The organism is Thauera propionica (assembly GCF_002245655.1).
Lineage (GTDB): Bacteria > Pseudomonadota > Gammaproteobacteria > Burkholderiales > Rhodocyclaceae > Thauera > Thauera propionica.
In genome coordinates, this window is record NZ_NOIH01000003.1 from 311,506 (window position 1) to 334,187 (window position 22,682).

The 22,682-nt window shown below is 66.8% G+C and carries 22 protein-coding genes; 10 read left to right on the forward strand and 12 right to left on the reverse strand.

From position 1 onward, the window contains the following. Window positions 1–5: 5 nt before the first annotated feature. On the forward strand, window positions 6–428 hold the full coding sequence (locus CGK74_RS02870) for a universal stress protein (RefSeq protein ID WP_094267006.1): 423 nt from the start codon (window positions 6–8) through the stop codon (window positions 426–428). Between the two features lie 35 nt (window positions 429–463). Further along, window positions 464–2,383: a bifunctional sugar phosphate isomerase/epimerase/4-hydroxyphenylpyruvate dioxygenase family protein gene (locus tag CGK74_RS02875; protein ID WP_094267007.1), complete on the forward strand. Its 1,920-nt coding sequence runs from the start codon at window positions 464–466 to the stop codon at window positions 2,381–2,383. Between the two features lie 50 nt (window positions 2,384–2,433). Here the strand turns inward: CGK74_RS02875 and CGK74_RS02880 are convergent, their stop codons facing one another. From CGK74_RS02880 to CGK74_RS02910, 7 genes are all read right to left on the reverse strand, one after another. Further along, complete coding sequence (locus CGK74_RS02880) at window positions 2,434–3,330, reverse strand: sugar phosphate isomerase/epimerase family protein (RefSeq protein WP_094267008.1); 897 nt, start codon at window positions 3,328–3,330, stop codon at window positions 2,434–2,436. 36 nt (window positions 3,331–3,366) lie between these two features. Further along, the gene (locus CGK74_RS02885) at window positions 3,367–4,230 is read right to left on the reverse strand and encodes a VOC family protein (protein ID WP_094267009.1); all 864 of its coding nucleotides are present in this window, start codon (window positions 4,228–4,230) and stop codon (window positions 3,367–3,369) included. Between the two features lie 173 nt (window positions 4,231–4,403). Continuing rightward, window positions 4,404–5,729, reverse strand: a complete 1,326-nt coding sequence (locus CGK74_RS02890) for a TRAP transporter large permease (RefSeq protein ID WP_094267010.1) — start codon at window positions 5,727–5,729, stop codon at window positions 4,404–4,406. Continuing rightward, the gene (locus tag CGK74_RS02895; RefSeq protein WP_004260004.1) at window positions 5,726–6,250 is read right to left on the reverse strand and encodes a TRAP transporter small permease; all 525 of its coding nucleotides are present in this window, start codon (window positions 6,248–6,250) and stop codon (window positions 5,726–5,728) included. Before CGK74_RS02895 ends, CGK74_RS02890 begins: the two co-directional genes overlap by 4 nt. 93 nt (window positions 6,251–6,343) lie before the next feature. Next, entirely contained in the window at window positions 6,344–7,369 is a 1,026-nt protein-coding gene (locus tag CGK74_RS02900; protein ID WP_004260001.1) for a TRAP transporter substrate-binding protein, read from the reverse strand. A gap of 248 nt (window positions 7,370–7,617) precedes the next feature. Then, window positions 7,618–8,460: a class III extradiol dioxygenase family protein gene (locus tag CGK74_RS02905; RefSeq protein WP_004259997.1), complete on the reverse strand. Its 843-nt coding sequence runs from the start codon at window positions 8,458–8,460 to the stop codon at window positions 7,618–7,620. A gap of 16 nt (window positions 8,461–8,476) precedes the next feature. Next, a complete protein-coding gene (locus CGK74_RS02910) occupies window positions 8,477–8,836 on the reverse strand; it encodes a protocatechuate 4,5-dioxygenase subunit alpha (protein WP_094267011.1) in 360 nt (119 codons plus the stop codon). An 86-nt stretch (window positions 8,837–8,922) separates the two neighbouring features. On the opposite strand from CGK74_RS02910, the gene CGK74_RS02915 reads away from it, so the two are divergent. Beyond that, window positions 8,923–9,810 carry a LysR family transcriptional regulator gene (locus tag CGK74_RS02915; protein WP_094267012.1) on the forward strand — a complete coding sequence of 296 codons (888 nt, stop codon included), beginning with the start codon at window positions 8,923–8,925 and terminating at the stop codon, window positions 9,808–9,810. Between the two features lie 18 nt (window positions 9,811–9,828). Here CGK74_RS02915 and aroQ read toward each other — a convergent pair whose 3' ends face one another. Together aroQ and CGK74_RS02925 are read right to left on the reverse strand one after the other, a co-directional pair. Next, window positions 9,829–10,266: a type II 3-dehydroquinate dehydratase gene (gene aroQ, locus CGK74_RS02920; RefSeq protein WP_094267013.1), complete on the reverse strand. Its 438-nt coding sequence runs from the start codon at window positions 10,264–10,266 to the stop codon at window positions 9,829–9,831. A 93-nt stretch (window positions 10,267–10,359) separates the two neighbouring features. Beyond that, the gene (locus CGK74_RS02925) at window positions 10,360–11,373 is read right to left on the reverse strand and encodes a TRAP transporter substrate-binding protein (protein WP_094267014.1); all 1,014 of its coding nucleotides are present in this window, start codon (window positions 11,371–11,373) and stop codon (window positions 10,360–10,362) included. A gap of 398 nt (window positions 11,374–11,771) precedes the next feature. Between CGK74_RS02925 and CGK74_RS02930 the strand changes: the two genes are divergently transcribed. The 3 genes from CGK74_RS02930 to CGK74_RS02940 all read left to right on the forward strand — a co-directional run bounded on the left by CGK74_RS02930 (window position 11,772) and on the right by CGK74_RS02940 (window position 15,732). Continuing rightward, window positions 11,772–12,797: a TRAP transporter substrate-binding protein gene (locus CGK74_RS02930; protein ID WP_094267015.1), complete on the forward strand. Its 1,026-nt coding sequence runs from the start codon at window positions 11,772–11,774 to the stop codon at window positions 12,795–12,797. A gap of 29 nt (window positions 12,798–12,826) precedes the next feature. Beyond that, window positions 12,827–13,852: a TRAP transporter substrate-binding protein gene (locus tag CGK74_RS02935; protein WP_004259972.1), complete on the forward strand. Its 1,026-nt coding sequence runs from the start codon at window positions 12,827–12,829 to the stop codon at window positions 13,850–13,852. Between the two features lie 224 nt (window positions 13,853–14,076). Then, on the forward strand, window positions 14,077–15,732 hold the full coding sequence (locus tag CGK74_RS02940) for a methyl-accepting chemotaxis protein (protein ID WP_094267016.1): 1,656 nt from the start codon (window positions 14,077–14,079) through the stop codon (window positions 15,730–15,732). A gap of 49 nt (window positions 15,733–15,781) precedes the next feature. Here the strand turns inward: CGK74_RS02940 and CGK74_RS02945 are convergent, their stop codons facing one another. Further along, window positions 15,782–16,678: a helix-turn-helix domain-containing protein gene (locus CGK74_RS02945; RefSeq protein ID WP_094267017.1), complete on the reverse strand. Its 897-nt coding sequence runs from the start codon at window positions 16,676–16,678 to the stop codon at window positions 15,782–15,784. Between the two features lie 123 nt (window positions 16,679–16,801). Between CGK74_RS02945 and CGK74_RS02950 the strand changes: the two genes are divergently transcribed. The 4 genes from CGK74_RS02950 to CGK74_RS02965 are packed head-to-tail and all read left to right on the forward strand — an operon-like array spanning window position 16,802 to window position 20,553. Next, window positions 16,802–17,617: an SDR family NAD(P)-dependent oxidoreductase gene (locus CGK74_RS02950; RefSeq protein ID WP_206186161.1), complete on the forward strand. Its 816-nt coding sequence runs from the start codon at window positions 16,802–16,804 to the stop codon at window positions 17,615–17,617. Between the two features lie 34 nt (window positions 17,618–17,651). Next, complete coding sequence (locus CGK74_RS02955) at window positions 17,652–19,421, forward strand: FAD-dependent oxidoreductase (RefSeq protein ID WP_094267019.1); 1,770 nt, start codon at window positions 17,652–17,654, stop codon at window positions 19,419–19,421. Continuing rightward, window positions 19,411–19,767 (forward strand): NIPSNAP family protein, encoded by a 357-nt coding sequence (locus CGK74_RS02960; protein ID WP_094267020.1) that lies wholly within the window; start codon window positions 19,411–19,413, stop codon window positions 19,765–19,767. Before CGK74_RS02955 ends, CGK74_RS02960 begins: the two co-directional genes overlap by 11 nt. 3 nt (window positions 19,768–19,770) lie before the next feature. Further along, window positions 19,771–20,553: an SDR family NAD(P)-dependent oxidoreductase gene (locus CGK74_RS02965; protein ID WP_094267021.1), complete on the forward strand. Its 783-nt coding sequence runs from the start codon at window positions 19,771–19,773 to the stop codon at window positions 20,551–20,553. Window positions 20,554–20,568: 15 nt separating this feature from the next. On the opposite strand, the gene CGK74_RS02970 is transcribed toward CGK74_RS02965, so the two are convergent. Further along, window positions 20,569–21,525 (reverse strand): AEC family transporter, encoded by a 957-nt coding sequence (locus CGK74_RS02970; protein ID WP_094267022.1) that lies wholly within the window; start codon window positions 21,523–21,525, stop codon window positions 20,569–20,571. 155 nt (window positions 21,526–21,680) lie between these two features. Beyond that, complete coding sequence (locus CGK74_RS02975; protein WP_094267023.1) at window positions 21,681–22,682, reverse strand: aldo/keto reductase; 1,002 nt, start codon at window positions 22,680–22,682, stop codon at window positions 21,681–21,683.

Genomic DNA, 22,682 nt, shown 5'->3' on the forward strand with positions numbered 1-22,682 from the left:
TCACCATGTACAAGCACATCCTGATTCCGATCGACGGCTCCGACATGTCGACCGACGCCGCCAGGCGCGCCCTCGACTTCGCCAAGATCCACGGAGCCCGCGCCACCGTGCTCTACGTGCTGACCGACAGCGCCGTGGCGGCCGGCCTGGGCAAGTCCACCCGCGACGAGGCCGCCCGCACGGAGATGGCGCAGGGCTTCCTGCGCCCGGTCGGCGCGCTGGCGCGACAGGCCGGAGTCGAGGCCGAGTGCTTCTACGTCGAGAGCGACTCGCCCGCCGACGAGATCGTCGAAACCGCACGCAAACGCGGCTGCGACCTGATCCACATGGCCTCGCACGCCCGCCGCGGCGTCGTCGAGCTGTTGCTCGGCAGCGTCACCGCCGACGTCCTCAAGCGCACCAGCGTACCGGTGCTGGTGGTGCGCTGACGCGGCCTCCCGCCTCGACCCAGGAAACCCGACCGATGCGTCGTTCCATCGCCACCGTGTGCCTCAGCGGCACGCTCGAGGAAAAGCTCGAGGCCATCGCCTCGGCGCGTTTCGACGCAGTCGAGATCTTCGAGAACGACTTCATCAACTACCACGGCACCGCGGCCGACGTGCGCCGCCTGTGTCACGACCTGGGCCTCGGGATCGACCTCTACCAGCCCTTCCGCGACTTCGAAGGCGTCAGCGACGCCCAGTTCAGGCGCAACCTCGATCGCGTCGAGCGCAAGTTCGACATCATGGAAGCACTGGGCGCCCCGCAATTGCTGGTGTGCTCGAGCTGCGCGCCGGACGCCATCGCCGACGATGCGCGCTCGGCTGCCCAGCTCTACGAACTGGCCGAGCGCGCTGCCCGCCGCAACATCACGATCGGCTTCGAGGCGCTGGCGTGGTCGCGCCACATCCGGCACTACCAGCACGCCTGGAAGATCGTGAAGGAGGCCAACCACCCGCACCTCGGCATCCTGCTCGACAGCTTCCACATCCTGTCGCTGGGCGACGACCCCGCCGCCATCGCGGACATTCCGGGCGACAAGATCGCCTTCCTGCAACTGGCCGACGCCCCCTACAAGGTCATGGACGTGCTGCAGTGGAGCCGCCATTTCCGCTGTTTCCCGGGACAGGGCAATTTCGACCTGGTCACTTTTCTGGAGAAGGTCCTGCTCGCCGGCTACACCGGGCCGCTGTCGCTCGAGGTGTTCAACGACCATTTCCGCGCGGCGCCGACCCGCCCGACCGCAATCGACGCCTACCGCTCCCTGCTGTACCTGGAGGAAGCCGTGGAACGCCGGCTCGCCGCCCCCGGCGATGAGGTCTTACTGAACCAGGCACGCGAGGCCGCCGCTGCGCGCGTCGAACTGTTCAGCCCGCCCCGCATCCCGGCACTGGACGGCCTGGCCTTCATCGAGTTCGCCGTCGACACCGAATCCGAACGCGCGCTGGCCCAGGTGCTGGACGCGCTGGGCTTTCGCCGCGCCGGCGAGCACCGCTCGAAGGCCGTCACGCTGTACCGCCAGGGCGACATCGACATCATCCTGAATGCGGAGCCCGGTTCCTTCGCGCGCAGCCATTTCATGCAGCACGGGCCCTCGATCTGCGCACTGGGCATCGCCACCGAAGACAGCCTGCGCGCCCTGAACCGCGCCACCGCCTTCGGCTGCCCCCGCTTCGAAGGCCGCATCGGCCCGAACGAGCTGAAGATTCCAGCGATTCGCGCACCCGACGGCAGCCTGATCTACTTCGTACCGTCCACTCAAGGCTCGAAGCGGCTGTTCGAGATCGACTTCCTGCTCGAGGACGAGACCGCAAGCGCGCTCTCGCCCACCGACCTCCAGGCGGTCGACCACATCGCGCAGGGCCTGCCGCAGCTGCGCCAGGATGCCTGGACCCTGTTCTATCGTGCCATCCTCGGCGGCGAGCCCGGCGAAAGCATGGACCTCGTCGATCCCTACGGCCTGATCAGCACCCGCGGGGTCGCAACGGCAGACCGCAAGCTGCGCTTCGTGCTCGACGTGTCGGACAGCGACACCACCACCACCGCGCGCACCATCACGCAACTGGCGGGCGCCAGCGTGCACCACGTGTCCTTCAGCTGCGCCGACATCTTCGCCACGGTGGAGCGGCTGCGTGCCAACGGCGTCAGCTTCATCCCGGTGTCGCCGAACTACTACGACGACCTGCCGACCCGCTTCGTGCTGGACGACGCGCTCGTCGCCCGCATGGCTGCACTCGGCATCCTGTATGACGCGACGGCCGAGGGCGAGTACTTCCATGTCTACACCCAGGTGTTCGCCGAACGCTTCTTCTTCGAGATCGTGCAGCGCAACGGTGCCTATGACGGGTACGGCGCAGCGAACGCGCCGGCGCGCATGATGGCCCACCTGCGCACGAACCGCTGAGCGCGACGCCCTCAGCCCGGAACCGCCCGTGCGAGGACGGCGCGGCGTACTCAGCCCTTCGGCAGTGAGGGGCGCGGCGTCCGGCGGCGTGGCAGATCGATGTGACGCAGGCGGGCGAGCAGCCAGTGCAGCGAGTCGCGCGCCTGTTCGGCCACGAAGGCGGCCGGCAGCTGGGCATGGTCGGCATTCGCGGCGTTGAGGCAGAAGCCGCCGTGGAAGCCGATCACCCGCAGACGGCGAATCAGTTCCAGCAGGGCTTCGGCGCTGCTGCCGTCGCCGGGGAATACGCGCACGTAGTCCTGCGTCCGCTCCCCTGCGGCGGGTGATGCGGCGTCGCCCGCGCGCATCGCGATCGTGTCGCTCAGGCCGACCAGGAACAGGCGGTCTGCATAGCAGCGATCGAGCGCATCGAGCCCGCCATCGCCAGTGAAGAGATGGCCGGTGTCGATGGCCATGCCAAGGTTGGCGCGATCGGCCGCATTCACGCAGGCCTCGGCGCTCACCACGTCCGCCGCGACGCGCGAGCCGGGCTGCGCCTGATAGGCGATGTCGATACCCTTGGGCACGGCCAGCGTGGCGAGCTTGGCCAGGTCGCGCGCCACGTGCTCGGCGTCGTCGCTGGCCTCCGCGACGGTGCTGGCCGTGACCAGCAGTAGCGGCGCCCCGACGGCACGGCACAGGTTGAGCAGCCCCTTGGCGATGTTCACCTTGTACTGGTGCAACGGCCCCGACAGTCCTTCGTAGTCCTGCAGTTGGCGCAAGGCCTGCACCCGGACGCCACTGTGGCGCACCAGCGCCACCGCCTCGTCCACCCCGCGCGGATGGCTCACCAGATCCGCAGCCGACACCACGACCTGCCGGAAGCCGCTGGCCATGGCCGCTCCCAGGCGTACCTCGAGCGGGCCGGCCATGGCGCTGGTGTCGAGCGCGACAGAATCGAAATCCAAGACGTCCTCCGCAGGAAATGACGAGCGTCGCCGGGCTCAGCCCGCGGCGAACCGGCTGGCGACGAGTTCGAAGGTGACGCTGCCGAGATAGACCTGCGTCAGCGCGCCCTTCTCGCCCGGATGCAGTGCCCCCTCGTCGATGAAGACCACGCCGCGCTCGCGCAACACCCGCATCGCCTCCAGCACGTCGGGCGTCCCCAGGCCGATGCGTACCAGGCCATCGTCCCAATGGATGTCCTCGGCCCCTTCCGGCGGCTCGATAAGCTGCAGGTAGAAGCGGCCACAGGGGCTCTGCAGAAGCGTGCCCTTGGGCAGGATGCCGACAAAGTCCGCCTCGGTCAGCTGCCGGAAGCCCAGCATCTGACGGTAGAAATCCACCCACTCGCTGCTGCGGAAGGCACCCACCGCCTGCACCAGACCGAAGTAATGCAGCCCGGCAAGGGCAGGCGGGTTCGAGTCCGTGCCGGGCAGCGGCACGAAGTCGACGTCGTAGATCGAGAAGTCCTTGTAGCGGTCGACGAAATAGATCGCGCTTTCGCCGCTGCCGAGGATGCCCGGAATGTTCAGCTCCATCGCTGCGGCGCGGCGCGGCACCTCCCATGCACCGGCATCGAGCGAATGACGCATGGCGTAGGCGGCGTCACGCACGCGGAAGGCGACCGCAGAGACGAAGGTGGCTGACGGATCGGCCCCGCCGGGTTCGGCATTGACGATGAGATTCATCGCCCCCTGGCGGTAGAGCACGACCTCGCGCGAGCGGTGGCGCGCGATCGGCGCGAAGCCGAGCCGCTGCAGCACGCCGCCCAGCGCCTGTGGCCGGCCGGTGACGAATTCGATGAATTCCACCCCGTCGATACCGAGGGGGTTGAGCGGTTCTGGAACCAGGTCTCGCGCAGTCATGGGCTCGCTTTGAAATGGAAGAACACAGCGTGGGTGGCACCACCTCGGGGCACCGCATCGGACGACGCCCCGAGCCTAGCCGATGGCGCCTCGTGCTGCAAATGCGTCGGCCGGTCCTGCCCCTCCAAGGAGGCCCGGACCGGCCGACGCGTCAGACATCACGGATGCTCAGCTCAGGATACGGCCCACAGCGCCACCAGCGAGATGCTCGGGAAGAACACCAGCAGGAAGATGCGGATGATGTCCGAGGCGAGGAAAGGCAGCACGCCGCGGAAGATCGTCGCCATCGGCACGTCCTTCGCCACCCCGTTGATGATGTAGACGTTCATCCCCACCGGCGGCGTGATCAGGCCCACCTCCATCACCACCAGCGCGACCATGCCGAACCAGATCGCCTTCTCTTCCATGCCCAGGCCCCAGTAGTCCAGGCCCAGGATAATCGGCAGGAAGATCGGCACCGTCAGCAGGATCATCGACAGGCTGTCCATCACGCAGCCCAGCACCAGGTAGATGAGGATGATCGCGAACAGCACCGTGAAGGGACCGAAGCCCATCTCCTGCACCCAGGCCGCGGCCTCGGCCGGCAGTTGCGACAGCGCCATGAACGAGTTCAGCGTATCGGCCCCGAGCAGGATCAGGAACATCATGCCGGTGCCCGTGGCGGTGCCATAGATGCACTCCATGAAACCGCGCCCTTTCAGGCCGCCCGACCGCCACGCAGCGATACCGGTCGCCAGCGCACCGACGGCCGCGGCTTCGGTCGGGGTAAAGAGACCGCCGTAGATACCGCCGATCACCACCAGGAAGATCAGCAGCACCGGCCAGGTATCGATCACCGTCCTGAGGCGCTCGGCCCAGCTGTGCTTGGGCGAGCCCGGACCGCCTGCAGCGGCATCGACGCGGCACACGATGGCAATCACCAGCATGTAGCCGACCGCCGCCAGGATGCCCGGGACGAAGGCGGCCAGGAACAGCTTGGCGATGTTCTGCTCTGCCAGGATGGCGTAGATCACCAGCGGCACCGACGGCGGGATCAGGATGCCGAGCGTGCCGCCGGCAGCCAACGAACCCGTCGCCAGGCTGGGCTTGTACTGATGGCGCTTGAGCTCGGGCAGCACCACGTGCGACATCGTCGCGGCGGTTGCCAGCGAGGAGCCACAGATCGCGCCAAAGCCGGCGCACGAGGCCACGCCCGCCATGGCCATGCCACCCTTCCAGTGGCCGATGAAGGCATTGCCCGCCTTGAACAGCGCACGCGACAACCCGCCGTGGGTGGCGAACTGCCCCATCAGCAGGAAGAGCGGCACCACCGACAGGTCGTACAGCGAGAAACGGCCATAGGGCGCGTTCTTCAGATAGGCGAGCAGCGGGTCCAGCCCCGACACCCAGATGTAGCCGATGGCACCGGTGAGGAACATCGCGATGCCGATCTGCACGCGCAGCGCCAGCATCGACATCATCACCACGCCCATGATCAGGCCGATCGTCGTTCCACTCATGCTGCCGCTCCCGAGCGCAGTTCCTGGACAAAGGTGTACAGCGCCGCGATGCCGAGCAGCACGAAGGCCGGCACCACCGGGACATAGCCCCACCACACCGGCAGCGAGATCACCATCGAGGTCTCGCCGTATTCACGCATCTCCAGCATGCCTTCCCAGATCCGCCAGGCCAGCACGAAGGCGCAGAACGCCATGAGCAACGCCGCGATCGAATCGAGGAGACGCTTCAGGCCGGCCGGGGCCCACAGGGTGAAGAAATCCACGAACACATGACCCTTCTTCAGCTGGCAGTAGGGCAGGCACATCGCGATCCCCATCGCCGAGAGCATCTGCACCAGTTCGTAGTCGCCCGGCACCGGCTCTCCGATCGTGGCACGTCCGACCACGCTCACAACCGACATCACCGACTCGATGCAGAACATCACGCCGGCGAGAATCGCCATCGCCGCGCAGGCCCATTCGATACTCTTGCCAACCGGCCCTGTCGGAGCCACATACGGTTGGTCCATCGCCTCCGCCATCACACGTCTCCTTCCGGCATTTTTCAGGCTCTGATCAACAAGGCCGGCCGCGCCGTCGAGGCGCAGGGGCCGGCCTTCGTCGGGTTGCTTGGATTACTTGGAGTACTGGGTCACGAGCGCATTGGCGTCGTCGAACAGCTTCTGGCCATCGACGCCCTTGGAGGAAATCTCCTTGATCCACTCCTCGGCGACCGGCTTGGAAGCCGCCTGCCACTTGGCCATCTCTTCGGCCGGCAGGGCATAGACGGTGTTGCCGCGACCGACGGCAGCCTCGCGGCCACCCGCGTCCGCATCCTTGAACTGCGCCGACACCCAGGCCGAGGTCTCGCGGCCGCTGTTGTCGTCGATGACCTTCTTCAGTTCAGGCGACAGGCTGTCGTACTTCTTCTGGTTCATGACGAAGATCATCGTCGCGGTGGTCATCGCATGCGACCCGCCCGCTTCGGCATGGAACTTGGTCAGTTCGTGCGTCTTGGTCGCGGGGACGACTTCCCACGGGATCAGTGCGCCTTCGATCACGCCCTTGGACAGGCTCTCAGCCATCTGCGGCACCGGCATGCCGACCGGAGTCGCGCCGAGCGCGGCCAGCAGCTTGGTGCCGAGGCGCGACGGCGCACGCACCTTCATGCCCTTGAGGTCTTCCAGCGTCTTCACTTCCTTGTCGCGGAAGTGCAGCACGTTCGGACCGTTCACCCAGGTCGCGATCGGCTTCATGCCGGCGAATTCCTTCATCGAGTGCGCCTGCACGAAGTCCCACATGGCGCGCGACGAGGCCTCATGGGTGGTGGTGATGAAGGGCAGCTCGAAGACTTCGGAGGTCGGGAAACGGCCCGGGGTGTAGCCCGGCAGCGTCCACACGATGTCGGCCACGCCGTCGCGGACCTGGTTCAGCAACTGCGGCGGCGTGCCACCGAGACTCATTGCCGGATAGATCTGGCACTTCATCTTGCCCTGCGACTCGGCAGCGATCTTGTCGCACCACGGGCTGATGAACTTGGTATGGGCGGGAGAAACCGGCGGCAGGAAATGCGCCACCTTCAGGATGACTTCCTCGGCCTGGGCAACGGTCGGGACCAGAGCGGCGGCAGCAAGACCCAGCGCCAGCGAACGAATCTTCATAGATGTCTCCTCGTGATGTTCTTGCAACAAGGAAGTCTGCGGCACGGAACACCACAAGTCTTCCAGACATCACGAGTCTCGCGCGTTGGCCCGGCGGGAAAAAGTCCGGATAAACACTATCAGTTATAAAATTTTGAAATAGCTGAATACCCGCTATTGCAATACGTATCCCCATTGGGTGATTCAGGCCGGCCATCGTCCCTCTGCGCACGCACCCGCACGGCCTGAAGACCTCACGCCCGCCCGGATCAGGCCGCAACCTCCATCACCATCAAGCCCGCGGCCGTGTTGGAAATGGGGATGTGGTAGTTCGAATGCACCAACCCCACCCTGCCCGGCAGGGCGGCCCGGGCTGCCACCCACATCAGCAACTCGACGCCCTGCGTGCCGGTCTTCTCCACGATCTGCTCGTTGCTGAACTGGGTCACCCACTCCGGGTCCGAGACGAGGCTGTCCATGAAGGCCTTGTCGAACTCCGGATTGACGAAACCCGCACGTTCGCCGTCGAGCTGGTGCGACAGCCCACCGGTACCGATCACGAGGACGCGCAGATCCTTGTCCCACGACCCGATCGCTTCGCCAAGCGCCTTGCCCAGCTTGTAGCAGCGCTTCGCGCTCGGCAGCGGATACTGCACGGTGTTGATGCACACCGGCACGGTCGGCACCGGGCACTTCTCGTCGTTCGGCCACAGCAGCTTCAGCGGCAGCGAGTAGGCATGATCCACGAGCATTTCCTGGCAGGTGGTGAGGTCGAACTCCCTTGCCACCAGCTCGTTGATGACATGCCACGAAAGCTCCGGGTGCCCCTTGAACGGCGGCAGGGTCGGGATGCCCCAGCCCTCGTCGGCGTTGTGGTACTCGGGTGCCGCGCCAACGGCGAAGGTCGGCATCTTGTCGAGGAAAAAGTTGAGCCCGTGGTCGTTGTAGAGCACGACCGCAACGTCGGGCCTGACCTTGTCGAGCCAGGCATGAACCGGCGGAAAGCCGTCGAAGAAGGGTTTCCAGTACGGGTCGTCCTGCAGCTTGCCGGCGATGGCGCGGCCGATGGCCGGGACGTGCGAAGTGGTGATTGCGCCTACGATCTTTGCCATGTGTCGGTTTCCTTCCTCAGATGCCTTTGCCCGCGGCCAGCAGCATGGCCTTGAACTCGTCCTTGCTCATCCCGGTCTGCGCGGCCCCCAGGTCCTGCACATCGAGCCCGAGGATGCCGGCGAACTTCGCGAGGTAATACACGTTGCCGCCCGCCGCCAGCAGGCCCAGCACGTTGCGCGTACGGATCGCTTCGTACTGTTCCGCATTGAGTCCGAACTGCCTGCAATAGCCCGCCTCGTCCTGGCGGAAGGCCTCACGGTTCTCGGCACTGTTAAAGGAGAAACACATCTTGTTGAGCGCATAGCCCTTCTGCGCGAGTTCGCCGTCGAACACCCGGGTGCCCGGGATCTCCAGCTTCTGCGATGCCGCGTTCATTCGAATCTCCTCTCCATCCTCATGCGGGAAATGGCAGTATCACGGAGTCGAATGCATCGATAAACGCATTAACACTCATCAAATTCATGAGCGATTTCGATTATTCACACCTCGATGGCCGACTGCTGCAGCTGCTCGTCGCCGTGGTGGAAGAAGGCTCGATCACCCGCGCCGCCGAGCGCCTCGGCGTCACCCAGTCGGCGGTATCGCACCTGCTCGGCAAGCTGCGCGCCATCGTGGACGACCCGCTGGTAGTCAAGTCCGGGCGTGGCATCGTCGCCACCGCCCGCGCCGAACTGCTGGCGCGCGAAGCCCGCGTGCTGCTGGAGGACATGCGCCGCTTCGCCACGGCCGAGAACTTCGACCCCGCAAGCCTGCGCACCACCTTCACCATCGCCGCCAACGATTTCCAGCGCGACCTGCTGCTGCCGCGCCTGCTGGCGAGGCTACGCGCGCGCGCACCCCAGGTGTCGCTGCGCGTGATTTCCTCGGACATCCCCGACGCGGACATGCTGCGCGAGGAGCGCTGCCAGCTCGTGATCTCACCGCGCCCGCCGGATGCCAGCGACATCCTTCACAAGCGCCTGTTCGACGACGGCTACCGCGTGTTCTACGACGCCAGCCAGCGCAAGGCGCCCGCGACACTGGCGGACTACCTCGCCGCCGACCACGTCACCGTGCTCTACATGCCCCGCCGCACGCTGGATCTCGACGACGAGCTCGCCGAACGCGGCATCCGCCGCAGCTTCGCCGTCATGGTGCCGGGCTTCTCCGGCATCCCGGCCTTCATCCGCGGCAGCACCTTGCTCGCCACCGTCCCCGGCGCGCTGGAATCCGGTGCGATGCAGGGGCTGGCGCACTGCGCCCCGCCGTTCGACGCGCCGCGCATGCCGATGTACATGATCTGGCACCTGCGCCACCGCCACGATCCCGCGCACAGCTGGCTGCGCGCGGAGCTGGAGGCGCTGGTGTAGCGAGTGACGCCTGCCGGCTCAGCGCAGCTTGCTGGCGACAAACTGCAACGCGAGGTTGTAGCCCAGGGTGCCGAAGCCGGCCATCACCGCCTCGGCGATGTCGGACAGGTAGGAGTGATGGCGGAAAGCCTCGCGCTTGTGCACGTTGGAGATGTGCACCTCGACGAAGGGAATCGCCACGCCGCCGAAGGCATCGCGAATGGCCACGCTGGTGTGCGTGTAGGCGCCCGGGTTGATGATGACGAACTTCACACCCTCGGTGCGCGCCTCGTGGATGCGGTCGACGATCCCGCCTTCGTGGTTGCTCTGGAAGCACTCCAGTTCCAGGCCAAGCTCCGTGGCCTGGGCACGCAGGCCGTTTTCGACGTCGGTCAGCGTGGTCGAGCCGTAGATGTGCGGCTCGCGCGTGCCAAGCAGGTTGAGGTTGGGACCGTTGATGACGAGGACTTTGCTCATGCGGGCAGGCTCCGTTGCAGGGGTTCTTGAATGCAAGAGGGGCCGCGCAGCGGGCGCATGCGCCCCACCCGCGGCCCGCGATGCCAGCGGCGCTTACTTGCGCAGCTTGGCCAGTTCGGCGTTGATCGCGTCGACCGTCTCCTGCCCCACCGCAGCCGCATGCGCGGCAAGGACCGGCTTCATCTTCTCGCGCAGCTTGGCCACCTCCTCGGGCGGCAGTTCGGTCACCTGCATGCCCGCCTTCTTCAGCGCCTCGATCGCGGTCGACGCCTGCTCGCGCGACACCTTGCGCTGATGCGCGATCGCCTCGGCGGCGGCATCCTGGAAAGCCTTCTTCTCGTCGGCGCTGAAGGTGTCCCACACCTTCTTGCTGATGATCATCGACTGCGGGTTATACACATGGTTGGTCAGCGCCAGGTGCTTCTGCACCTCGTTGAACCGGTTGGCGTGGATCACGGTGACCGGGTTCTCCTGGCCGTCGATCGCCTTCTGCTCCAGCGCGGTATACACCTCCGGCCAGGCCAGCGGCACCGGGTTGGCGCCGAGCGCCTTCACCCAGTCGAGGTTGATCGGGTTGGGGATCACGCGCAACTTGAGGCCGGCGATGTCCTCGACCTTGTTGATCGGGCGTACGCCGTTGGTGATGTTGCGGAACCCCAGGTCCCAGTAGCCGAGGCCGACGATGCCCTTCTCTTCCAGCTTCTTGTGCAGGCTCTGCCCGAACGGGCCATCGACGACGGCGTCGACTTCCTGCGCGTTGCCGAACAGGAAGGGGAAATCGTAGATCGCCATTTCCTTGACATGCGAGGCCAGGATGCCGGAGTTCAGCGCGGTCATCTCGATGGTGCCGCCCTGCAGCGCCGAGACGGTCTGCTGGTCACCGCCCAGCACCCCACCAGCGAACACCCGGACCTTGATCTTGCCGCCGGACTTCTCGGCGATGAGTTCGGCGAACTTCTGCGCGCCGATCTCCGCCGGATGACCCTTCGGGTTCTGCACCCCGAACTTGAGCGAACGCTCGGAAAAGTCAGCGGCATAGACCGCCGTGCCGAAGCTGACGGCAGCCAGCGCTGCGAGGGCGGTCTTCATCATCAGACGACGCTTCATGAATGTCTCCTGTTTGGCTCGTATGCGGCACGCAATCGATGGGTGCAGGGTGCGGCGTGCCGTCACACTCTACAGAAACCGGAACTCGGGCACGCAGCCCTGCGACGAACAGCTCCATCTGATTGCCGCATCACTGCAATCTATGCCCCGGACCTGCCCACGCCAAGGCGGGAGGCGCGCAACTGTTCGCCTGGCGCACAATTTACCCGACACGCAGGCTGCTGTCTCCCCATCCCGACGCACCCGGCCCGCATCGCCCGCCAAAGCTCGAGTGCCGGTTTTGTCCTATTCATCGAGCGATTTGTGGTTTTTATCCGCAAACCGTCCGACCTACCATGTCCTCACTTCATAACGGTTGCCGAATGCAGCCAGAACCCATGAAAACAGGAGACACGCCCATGAAGGCCCGCCAATTCGCCCTCGGTATCGCTGCCGCAGCACTCGTTCCGGGCGCCGCCCAGGCACAGGAAGTCGTGCTCAAGGTCGCCCACTTCCTGACGCCCACGACGCCGGCCCACGTCAAGTTCATCGAGCCGTGGTGCGGCAAGATCGAAGCGCAGTCGCAGGGCCGGATGAAATGCCAGCTTTATCCGGCAATGAGCCTCGGTGGCACGCCGCCGCAACTGCTCAACCAGGTGCGCGACGGCGTCGCCGACATCGTGTGGACGCTGCCGGGCTACACGCCGGGCCGCTTCCCGATCACCGAGGTGTTCGAGCTGCCGTTCTTCAGCACGAGCTACGAAGCCACCTCGCGTGCGCTGTGGGATTTCATCGAAGGCAGCGCGGCAAGCGAGTTCGCCGGCCTGCGCCCGATCGCCACCTGGTCCGCCGGTCCCTACCTGCTCCACTTCCGCAACAAGCAGGTCAACGCGCTGGAGGACCTGAAGGGGCTGAAGGTGCGCACGCCCTCGCGCCTGGGCAACAAGATGCTCGCCGCACTCGGCGCCACCCCGGTCGGCATGCCGGCACCGCAGATGACCGAAGGTCTTGCCAAGGGTGTGATCGACGGCGCCCTGCTGCCGTGGGAAGTCGTGCCCGCCCTGAAGATCCAGGAACTGACCAAGTACCACGCCGAGCCGACCGGCAAGATCGCGCTCAGCACGGCGACGACGATCTTCGTCATGAGCCAGAAGAAGTACGACAGCCTGCCGGCCGACCTGAGGAAGGTCATCGACGACAACCGCGGCCGCGAAGTCTCCGCTTTCGCTGCGGGCCAGCTGGCGGAGGCCGGCAATGCGAGCCGTGACATCACGCTGAAGAACGGCAACACGGTCTACCAGCTCGCACCGGAAGAGCTCGAGCGCTGGAAGCAGACCACCGCCCCGGTCGCCCAGGAATGGATCAAGGACATGGACGCCAAGGGCCTCGATGGCCGCAAGCTGCACGACGAAGCCGCTGCGCTGGTGCAGAAGTACTCGAACTGAGCGCCCCCCAACGTCCTCAGGAGACCACCATGAAGATTCGCCGCATCGCCCTCGGCCTCGCCACCGCGGCGCTGGCCCCGGCCGCCGCGCAAGCGCAGGAAGTGACGCTGAAGTTCGCCCACTTCATGCCCACCACCAACCCCTACCACGTGCATGTCATCGTGCCCTGGTGCGACCGGATCGCCGCCGAATCGAAGGGCCGCATGGTGTGCCAGATCTACCCCGCCATGCAGCTGGGCGGCACGCCGACGCAGTTGCTGACGCAGGTACGCGACGGCGTGGCCGACGTGATCTGGACCATGCCGGGCTACAACGCCGGCCGCTTCCCCAAGCTCGAAGTGTTCGAACTGCCCTTCTTCACCACCACGCCCGAGGCGACGGCCCGCGCAATGTGGGACTTCGTGCAGAAGAACGCGCTCGACGAGTTTCCCGGCATGAAGCCGCTCGCCACCTGGACGCCCGGCGCCTACGCCTTCCACATGAACGGCAAGGAAGTGACCCGGCTCGAGGACCTCAAGGGCGCGAAGGTGCGCACGCCCTCGCGCCTGGGCAACAAGCTGCTTGCCGCGCTCGGCACCACGCCGGTCGGCATGCCGGCGCCGCAGATGTCCGAGGGCATCGCCAAGGGCGTGATCGACGGCGCGCTGTATCCGTGGGAGTCCGTGCCCTCGGCCAAGCTGCACGAGCTGACCCGGTTCAGCTTCGATGCCAACGCCGAGTACCGCATGTCGGCCGCGACGACCATCATCGCGATGAACCGGAAGAAGTACGACAGCCTGCCTGACGACCTGAAGAAGATCATCGACGACAGCACCGGCCGCGAGTTCTCGGCCCAGGCCGCGGCGGTGCTGCATGCGCAGGCCACCGTCGGTCGCGATCAGACCATTGCCAACGGCAACAAGGTCTATGTGCTGCCCCCCGCCGAGGTCGAGCGCTGGAAGGCGGCGACGGCCGGCATCGCCGGCGACTGGATCAAGGAGACGAACGAGAAGGGGCTCGACGGTCAGCGCCTGCATGACGAGGCCGCCGCATTGATGGCCAGCTACTCGAAGTAATTCGCGGCCGGCACGCCTCGATCCCGCGCCGAACACCCGGTCACGCCGCCGGGGTTCGGCGCTTTTTCGTACTCCACCGGCTCGTGTTATGCATGAAGCGTTCTAGCTGCTATCGCGTTTCATGAGCGCGGGCGCCGTTGGGCTCCTCTACCATCAGCCGCCCGCGCGGATGCGGCTGCACACGCGCCTGCGCCGGAATCTCGAACAATAAACAGGGGAGACTCATGAAGAGCACGCATACGTCCGCCCGCAGCGGCAGCCTTTCCGTACGCAATCTGCTGTACATCGCCATCGCCTTCCAGATCGTGCTAGCGGTCGCGCTCGGCTTGCTCGGCCTGCGCGGCATGTACTCGACGCTGAATGGACTCAACGAGGTCTACAACGATCGCGTGATCCCCCTGCGCGACCTCAAGGTCATCTCCGACGAATACGCGGTAGCCATCGTCGACGCGACGCAGAAGGTGCGCGACGGCACCATCCAGGCCGACGCGGCCGCCGCGACGATGGCGCGGGCGCGCAGCCTGATCGACGACAAATGGAAGGCCTATACCGCCAGCCCCCACCTGTCGGAGGCGGAGCGCGCCCTGATCGCCAAGGCCGAGCCCACGATGGAAAAGGGCAACGCCCTGGTCGACCTGATGGTCGAGCGCCTGAAGCTCAACGCCTTGTTCGAGATCCACGGCATCGCCGAACAGACCCTCTACCCGACGCTGGACCCGATCACCGAGGTTCTGCGCCAGCTGATCGAAACCCAGCTGGAGCATGCGCGCAGTGACTACGAGGCCGAGCAGGCGAACTTCCACGATGCGCTCACGCTGATGATCCTGATGATCGTCGCCGCCGCGACGCTGTCGGGCATCGGCGGCGTGATCTTCGCACGCAACTTCCTGATGCGTCCGCTGGACGACGCCCGCCGCTTCGCCAACGACATTGCCTCCGGCAACCTCGGCAGCCGCATCGAGGTACAGCGCGACGACGAGATCGGCAGCCTCACCGCGGCCCTGCAGACGATGCAGTTGGAACTGCGCAACATGGTGCAGCTGATCCAGAACAACGCCGAACAGATCGCCTCGGCAAGCGAGAACCTGGCCAGCAGCACCGGCACGATCTCGGCCGCGACCGTCCAGCAGTCCAGCGCCGCCGAGGCGATCGCCGCCGCGATCGACCAGATGAGCGGCTCGATCGGCCAGGTCTCGAACTTCACCGCCGAGGCCAAGGACATCGCAACCGACTCGGGCGCGGCGTCGCGCACCGGGGCCGAGGTGATCCGTCGCGTGGTCGGCGACATCGAGCGCATCGCCGACTCGGTGAACCAGGCGTCTGCTGCCGTGCGTGATCTCGGCCAGCACAGCCAGGCCATCGCCTCGGTGGTCACCGTGATCAAGGAAGTGGCAGACCAGACCAACCTGCTCGCGCTCAACGCCGCGATCGAAGCCGCTCGCGCCGGGGAACAGGGGCGCGGTTTCGCCGTCGTCGCCGACGAGGTGCGCAAGCTCGCAGAGCGCACGGCCGCATCGACCCAGGACATCGCCCGCATCGTCGGCCAGATCACCGCGGGCACCGACTCGGCGGTGAAGGCGATGGACACCCAGGTGCGCAGCGTGGAAGCGAGCGTCGCGCTGGCGGGCGAAGCCGGCGAGGCCATCGCCCGCATCAACGCCGCATCGGAAAAGGTGGTGGCGACTGTCAGCGACGTCTCCAGCGCTCTTCAGGAACAATCGCAGACCAGCAGCGACATCGCCCGCGGCATCGCCGAGATCGCGGACATGAGCGGCCGCAACAGCACCTCGGCACGCGACGTGGACAAGGCCACGCGCCAACTCGCCGCGCTCTCGGCGCAACTGCGCGAAACCGTACGCCGGTTCCGCCTGCAGGGCTGAACCGCCGACCACTGCCACCCTCGCCGGCGCGCCTGCCGACGAGGGCGCGTCAGCGCTCGTCGGCCAGCTGCCGTCGGGCCAGCTCGCGGAATGCCGTCGGCGTACGGCCGGCGTGCTTCTTGAAGAAGCGACCGAAGTAGGCCTCGTCCTCGAAGCCGAGAAAGCCGGCGATCTGCTTGACGGCGAGGGTCGAATACACCAGTTCGCGCTGTGCCTCGTGCATCAGGCGCGCGTTGATGACATCCAGCGGCGACATGCCGAGCGATTCGCGACACAGGCGTGCGAGCTGCCCCGCCGAGACCCCCAGTGCCGCCGCATAGTGCTCGACCGGCAGATGCTCGGAAAAGTGGCGGTCGACCATCGCACGGAAGCGCTCGATACGCGCCGCGCGGCGTGAGCGCTCAACGCCGGCGCCCGCCTCGCGGTTCTCGCCGATGCGCGCAATCTGCACGAACAGCGCCAGCAGCAGTGCGCTGCCTGCGGCGATCTGCCCCGGCGCATAGGCGCGCGACTCCTGCTCCAGCGCGAGGAAAAGCGGCATCAGCGCATCCGCATGGCGCGCCTCCTCCGCCACCGGGATCACCGCCGGCGTGCGCAGCACCGACAACAGTTCCGGCCGCCCGACGGCGGCAAGCGCCTCGAGCGGCCGCTGCGGCGCCGTCACCACAGGCCCGTCCATCTCGGGCGAGAAATGAAAGCCATGCACCACGTGCGCCGGGATCACGATCAGGCACAGGGGCTCGATTGCCCATTTCGTCCCGTCGATCAGCGCCTCACCGCTCCCCCTGCAGACATACAGCAGCTGCATCATCGCGTCGTGGGTGTGAGCGTCGATTTCCCAGTTATTGGGCGCGGAACGCTCGGGAATCCACTCGAAACTGAAGGAATCCAGCCACGCGGGCTTGGCCTCCGTGCCATACAGATCGTAATTTGGGAGGGTCTTCACGCCATCGAACTCCTTGCCACCGATGCACGAATTATCCGGCTCACCGAAGCATTTGTCGATTTGATCGGACGATAGACCTCCCTAACATGACCTCACACCAAGACCCCCATGGGAGACACCAACATGATCGACAACTGGCTCGGCCTCGAAGGCAAGGTCTGCGTCGTGACCGGCGCGGCCAGCGGCATCGGCGCCGCCATCGCCGAGACCCTTGCCGCTGCAGGCGCACGCGTCGCCCTGCTCGACCTCAATGCCGAAGGCGTGTCGCGCCTGTCGGCGCAACTCAACGCTGCCGGTGCCACGACCCTCGGCCTCGCCCTCGACACCGCGGACGAGGCGGCAGTGCAGGCTGCCGCTCAGCGCGTGCAAGGCGAACTGGGCCCCTGCCAGGCGCTGATCAACAACGCCGGCCTGCTGCGCGCCGCGCCGCTGGCCGACGTCAGCCTCGCCGACTGGAACCAGGTGCTGGCCGTGAACCTGACCGGCTACCTGCTGTGCGCGCGCAGCTTCGCCGCGCACATGCGCGAACGCGGCGGCGGCAGCATCGTCAACGTCGCCTCGATCTCGGCGCTCAATCCGCAGACCAATAGCGGCGCCTACAGCGCGAGCAAGGCCGGCGTGCTGCTGTTGTCGCGCCAGATGGCGGCCGAATGGGGCCCGCAGGGCATCCGCAGCAATGCGGTATGCCCCGGCATGATCCGTACCGCGCTGTCGGCGAAGTTCTACGAGGAGCCGGGCTTCGAGCAGAAGCGCGCGGCCGTCACCGCCAGCCGCCGCATCGGCGAGCCGGTCGATATCGCCAACGTCGCCGCCTTCCTCGCCAGCGATCGTGCCGCATACGTCAATGGCGCCGAGATCCTGGTCGATGGCGGCATGGACTGCATGCTGATGGATCTGGTGCCGCGCCCCGGCTACAACCAGACCGGCAAGGCAGCCTGAACGGCACCCGCCCCCCCATATCAAGGAAGAGACCATGAACCACCCCGTTCCCCCGAGCCGGATCAGCTGCGATCTGCTCGTCGTCGGCTCCGGCGCCGGCGGCCTGTCCACTGCCATCACCGCGAAGAAGCACGGCCTCGATGTCGTCGTGATCGAGAAGGAAGACGTCTTCGGCGGCACCACCGCCTTCTCCGGTGGCGTGCTCTGGATTCCCGGCAACCCGCATGCGAAGAAGGCCGGCATCCAGGATAGCCGCGAGGCCGCCGTCGAATACATGAAGAACGAGACCGGCGCCTTCTACGACGCCGTCGCGGCCGAGGCCTTTCTCGACGCCGGCCCGGAGATGGTCGAGTTCTTCGAGCGCGAGACCGCGGTGAAATTCGTCCCCACCCTCTATCCCGACTACCACCCCACCGTGCCGGGCGGGGTCGACATCGGCCGCTCGATCCTCGCCGCGCCCTTCGACATCCGCGCGCTGGGCGAGCACATGGGGCGCCTGCGTCCGCCGCTGGAAACGATCACCTTCATCGGCATGATGTTCAATTCGTCCAATGCCGATCTGAAGCACTTCTTCAACGCCACCAAGTCGCTGAAATCCTTCACCTACGTCGCCCGGCGGCTGGCCACCCACGTCAAGGAACTGGCGCTGTACCGACGCGGCATCAACGTCACCAGCGGCAATGCGCTGGCCGCGCGGCTGGCGAAGTCCTGCCTCGACCTAGGCATTCCCATCTACACGCGCACCGGCGCCAAGGAACTGGCGCTGCACGACGGCCGCATCGTGGGCGCCCTGGCCGACGGTCCGGACGGCAATACCGTGCACATCACCGCCAGGCGCGGCGTGGTACTGGCGTGTGGCGGCTTCTCACACGATGTCGCACGCATCAGGAAGGCCTACCCGCACCTGCAGCGCGGCGGCGAACACCTGTCGCCCGTGCCGGCCGGCAACACCGGTGACGGCGCGCGCATGGCCGAGCAGGTCGGCGGCGTGGTCGAGATCCGCTATCCCAACGCCTCGGCCTGGATGCCGGTGTCGCGGGTGCCGCTGGGCAAGGGCCGCTTCGGCGTCTTTCCCCACCTGCTCGACCGCTACAAGCCGGGCATCATCGGTGTGACGCGCAAGGGCAAGCGCTTCTGCAACGAGTCCGAGTCCTACCACGACGTCGGCGCCGCCATGATCGAGGCCTGCAAGGACGAGAAGGAAACCGCGATGTGGCTGGTGTGCGATCAGGCCACGCTGAGCAAGTACGGCCTGGGCTATGTGAAGCCCGCGCCGATGCCGGTCGGCAAGTTCCTCCGCAACGGCTACCTGATCAAGGGCGACACGCTGGCCGAACTGGCGCGCAACGCCGGCATCGATGCCGAGGGCCTGGAGAAGACCGTCGCCGCCTACAACCAGGGCGCGGCCGGCGGCCACGACCTGCAGTTCGGCCGCGGCACCACCGCCTTCAACCGCTACCTGGCCGACCCGGAAAACAAGCCCAACCCCTGCGTCGCACCGGTCGGCAAGGGGCCGTACTACGCGATCAAGGTGGTGATGGGCGATCTCGGCACCTTCGACGGCATCCGCACCAGCGTGGTCGGCGAAGTGCTGGACGACACCGGCGCCCCCATCCCCGGCCTGTTCTCGGTGGGCAACGACCGCGCCAGCGTGATGGGCGGCAACTACCCCGGCGCCGGCATCACGCTGGGGCCGATCATGACCTTCGGCTACATCACGGGCCGTCACATCGCCGGTGCGCTGGAAACGGTGCAGATCCCCGCCATTCAGATCGAGCGCAAGGAGATGGTCCGTGTTGCCTGAGGCCCTGCCCCGCCCGCTCGACAAGCCGCTGGTGGATCACCGTATCTACACCATCCAGCTGCGCAAGATGAACGAGTTCATCGAGGTCTTCGACCGTCTCGCGATGCCGATCCTGCTCGAGACCCTCGGTCACCCGGTCGGTTTCTACACCAGCCTCGTCGGCGCACAGAACCAGTTCGTCCATCTGTGGGCCTACGACAGCATGGCGGACTACGAGGCGCGTTGCCGGGCGCGCGACACGCACCCCGACTTCCCGAAGTACCTTGCTGCCTCCGGCCACCTGATCACCGCCCAGGAAACGCGGCTGATCCGCATGGTCGACATGCCCAGCCTGCGGAGGACCTGAAGCATGAGCTCACCGACGAAGGGCAAGGTGGCGATCGTCACCGGCGGCGCCGACGGCATCGGCTGGGCCACGGCCCAGCGCCTGGCCCAGGAAGTCGAACATGTGGTCGTCGCCGACCTGCGTGCGGATACGGCGCAGGCACGCGCGGCAGCGCTGGGCGAACACCACTGCGGCCTGGGTGCCGACGTGACCGTGCAGGAGGATGTCGCGGCGCTGGTCGACACTGTCGTGGACCGCTTCGGCCGCATCGACATGCTGGTGAACAACGCCGGCGTCCCCGAGCAGGTCGCCGCCACCGTCGATCAGCAGCTCGCGGCCTTCGACCGGGTGATCGGCGTGCACCTGCGCGGCACCTTCCTGATGTCGCAGGCGGTGGGTCGGGTGATGCTTGCGCAGGGATGCGGCAGCATCGTCAACCTCTCCTCCATCGCGGGCTTCGCCGGCATTCCCCAGCGCAACGCCTATGCAGCGGCGAAGGCGGGCATCGTCGGCATGACGCGTTCGATGGCCTGCGAATGGGCTCGCCACGGCGTGCGCGTCAACGCCGTCGCGCCGGGCTATGTGCGCACCGCGCTGGTGGCCGAACTGGAAGCGAAGGGTGCGCTGAACGCCCGCAGCCTGCTGTCCCGCACGCCGATGGGCCGGATGGCGCGCCCGGAAGAGATCGCCGAGGTCATCGCCTTCCTCGCCTCCGAGCGTGCCAGCTTCGTCACCGGCAGCACCCTGGTCGCCGACGGCGGCTGGCTCGCCTGGGGCGCGCCCGAGGACAGCCTTCCCGGGCTGTGAGGCGGTACCCGGGGCTCAGCCCAGCCCCGGGATCACCCCGCCGACCTTCACCAGCCAGATGAACGCGCTGATGGTGATGAAGGAGACCACGGTCGCCATCACCAGCACCGCGGAGCACAGGCCTTCCAGGCCGTACTTCTGGCCGAGGATGGCGTAGATGCTGAACATCGGCACGCAGGCGAAGAACACCGCGGCGGCCTGCAGCTCGGCGGAAATGCCCGGAACCAGGAACACCGCCAGCAACACCGCCAGCGGGTGCAGAAGGAGCTTGCCGCCAGTCACAAGGGCGACCTCGCGCCCCATCCCCTTCACCGTGCTGCCGGCGAGGTTGCCGCCGATGACGAACAGCGCGATCGCGGCCGAGGCCAGCGACAGCATGTCGATCGCCTTGAACAGCGGCTGCGGCAGGCGGATGCCGGTGAGCGCGAAGCTGAAGCCGATGGCGATCGCGATGATCATCGGGTTCTTCAGCAGGTTGAGCGCGATGTCGCGCAGGATGCGCAGGATGCTCGCGCCCCTGTTGCCGGCGCTGTCGGCCAGGATCAGCACCAGCGGCAGCATCAGCAGATTCTCGACCAGCATGGTCAGCGCCATCGCCACGGTGGCGATCGGGCCCAGCACCTGCAGCGCCACCGGCAGGCCGATGAACGCGCTGTTCGACAGCGACGCCCCCATGCCGAACACGACGCTGTCGCGGAAGCTGCGCTTGAACACCCAGCGCGCCAGCAGCACGGTCGCCGCCATCGCCGCGAGCGAGCCCAGCGCATAGGCGAGCAGGTAGCCGGAGTTCATCACCTCGCGGAAGGGCCGCTGCGACAGGGCCTGGAACAGCATCGCCGGCAACGCGAAGCGGATGACGAAGGTACCGAGCACGCGCATGTCGGGCTTGGAGAACAGGCCCAGGCGCACGGCGCCGAAGCCGAGGCCGATCAGGATGAAGACCGGGGTGGTGATGGCGAGGATGTCGAGCACGTCAGGCTCCGGCGGCCGGGCTTGCGACCGGCACGCAGGTCAGGGATTCAAAAAGAACCCCCGGCCGCGGGAAGGCGGCGCGGGGGTCGAGGGAACCGGCTCCGCATCCGGGTGGATGACGGAACCGTAGAGGGAGTCGTTGTCCGCGGCACCGCTCACGCAGCGAATTCTTCGGTATCGATCTCGACCTGCGTGGCGGCCGGGTAACGCGGGCCGGAGACGGTCCGGGCGTTGATCAGGGCCTCGAGCCGCGCGACGAGGTCGGGCGCCAGCGCGATGTCGGCGGCCTTCAGGTTCTCTTCCAGGTGCGCGAGGCTGGTCGTGCCGGGAATAGGCAGGATGTCCGTACCCTTGGCCAGCAACCAGGCCAGGGCCAGTTGCGCGGGCGTGCAGCCGGCCTCGCGCGCGAGCCCGAGGTAGCCGTCGAGCAGTCGCAGGTTGGCAGCGAAATGCGCGCTCTGGAAGCGCGGCATCGCGCGGCGGATGTCCTTGGCCTCGAAGGCGGCGACCTGCGCCGGATCGGTCAGCGCGCCGGCGAGGAAACCGCGCGCCACCGGACTGAAGGCGACGAAGGAGACGCCCAGCTCACGGCAGGCGTCGAGCACCGCGATCTCGGGGTTGCGCGTCCACAGCGAATATTCGGTCTGCAGCGCCGCGACCGGGTGCACCGCATGCGCGCGGCGCAGGGTGTCGGCCGACACCTCGGACAGGCCGATGCTGCGGATCTTGCCCTCGCGCACCAGGTCGGCCATCGCGCCCATGCTGTCCTCGATCGGCACCACCTTGTCCCAGCGGTGCAGGTAGTACAGGTCGATGACGTCGGTCTGCAGGCGCTGCAGCGCCTCTTCGCAGGTGCGCTTGATGGTCGCGGGACGGCCGTCGATGACGCGCTTGCCATCCACGCCGGTCATGCCGCACTTGCTCGCCAGCGTGTAGCGCGAACGGTGCTTGCCCAGCACACGGCCCACCAGCGTCTCGTTGGCGCCGAAGCCGTACAGCGCGGCGGTGTCGAAGTGCGTCACGCCCAGTTCCAGCGCCCGCAGCAACACGGCTTCGCCCACTTCGGGCGAAGGCGGCACGCCATAGGCGTGGCTCAGGTTCATGCAGCCCAGGCCGATGGCACCGACCTGGAAGGGACCGAGTTTGCGTTGTTGCAT

Bases quoted from the DNA above. Each gene is read 5' to 3' on its own strand.
- CGK74_RS02870 (WP_094267006.1), top strand. From the start codon at position 6: ATGTACAAGCACATCCTGATTCCGATCGACGGCTCCGACATGTCGACC.
- CGK74_RS02875 (WP_094267007.1), top strand. From the start codon at position 464: ATGCGTCGTTCCATCGCCACCGTGTGCCTCAGCGGCACGCTCGAGGAA.
- CGK74_RS02885 (WP_094267009.1), bottom strand. From the start codon at position 4,230: ATGACTGCGCGAGACCTGGTTCCAGAACCGCTCAACCCCCTCGGTATC.
- CGK74_RS02890 (WP_094267010.1), bottom strand. From the start codon at position 5,729: ATGAGTGGAACGACGATCGGCCTGATCATGGGCGTGGTGATGATGTCG.
- CGK74_RS02895 (WP_004260004.1), bottom strand. From the start codon at position 6,250: ATGGCGGAGGCGATGGACCAACCGTATGTGGCTCCGACAGGGCCGGTT.
- CGK74_RS02900 (WP_004260001.1), bottom strand. From the start codon at position 7,369: ATGAAGATTCGTTCGCTGGCGCTGGGTCTTGCTGCCGCCGCTCTGGTC.
- CGK74_RS02905 (WP_004259997.1), bottom strand. From the start codon at position 8,460: ATGGCAAAGATCGTAGGCGCAATCACCACTTCGCACGTCCCGGCCATC.
- CGK74_RS02910 (WP_094267011.1), bottom strand. From the start codon at position 8,836: ATGAACGCGGCATCGCAGAAGCTGGAGATCCCGGGCACCCGGGTGTTC.
- CGK74_RS02915 (WP_094267012.1), top strand. From the start codon at position 8,923: ATGAGCGATTTCGATTATTCACACCTCGATGGCCGACTGCTGCAGCTG.
- aroQ (WP_094267013.1), bottom strand. From the start codon at position 10,266: ATGAGCAAAGTCCTCGTCATCAACGGTCCCAACCTCAACCTGCTTGGC.
- CGK74_RS02925 (WP_094267014.1), bottom strand. From the start codon at position 11,373: ATGAAGCGTCGTCTGATGATGAAGACCGCCCTCGCAGCGCTGGCTGCC.
- CGK74_RS02930 (WP_094267015.1), top strand. From the start codon at position 11,772: ATGAAGGCCCGCCAATTCGCCCTCGGTATCGCTGCCGCAGCACTCGTT.
- CGK74_RS02935 (WP_004259972.1), top strand. From the start codon at position 12,827: ATGAAGATTCGCCGCATCGCCCTCGGCCTCGCCACCGCGGCGCTGGCC.
- CGK74_RS02940 (WP_094267016.1), top strand. From the start codon at position 14,077: ATGAAGAGCACGCATACGTCCGCCCGCAGCGGCAGCCTTTCCGTACGC.
- CGK74_RS02950 (WP_206186161.1), top strand. From the start codon at position 16,802: ATGATCGACAACTGGCTCGGCCTCGAAGGCAAGGTCTGCGTCGTGACC.
- CGK74_RS02955 (WP_094267019.1), top strand. From the start codon at position 17,652: ATGAACCACCCCGTTCCCCCGAGCCGGATCAGCTGCGATCTGCTCGTC.
- CGK74_RS02965 (WP_094267021.1), top strand. From the start codon at position 19,771: ATGAGCTCACCGACGAAGGGCAAGGTGGCGATCGTCACCGGCGGCGCC.
- CGK74_RS02975 (WP_094267023.1), bottom strand. From the start codon at position 22,682: ATGCAACAACGCAAACTCGGTCCCTTCCAGGTCGGTGCCATCGGCCTG.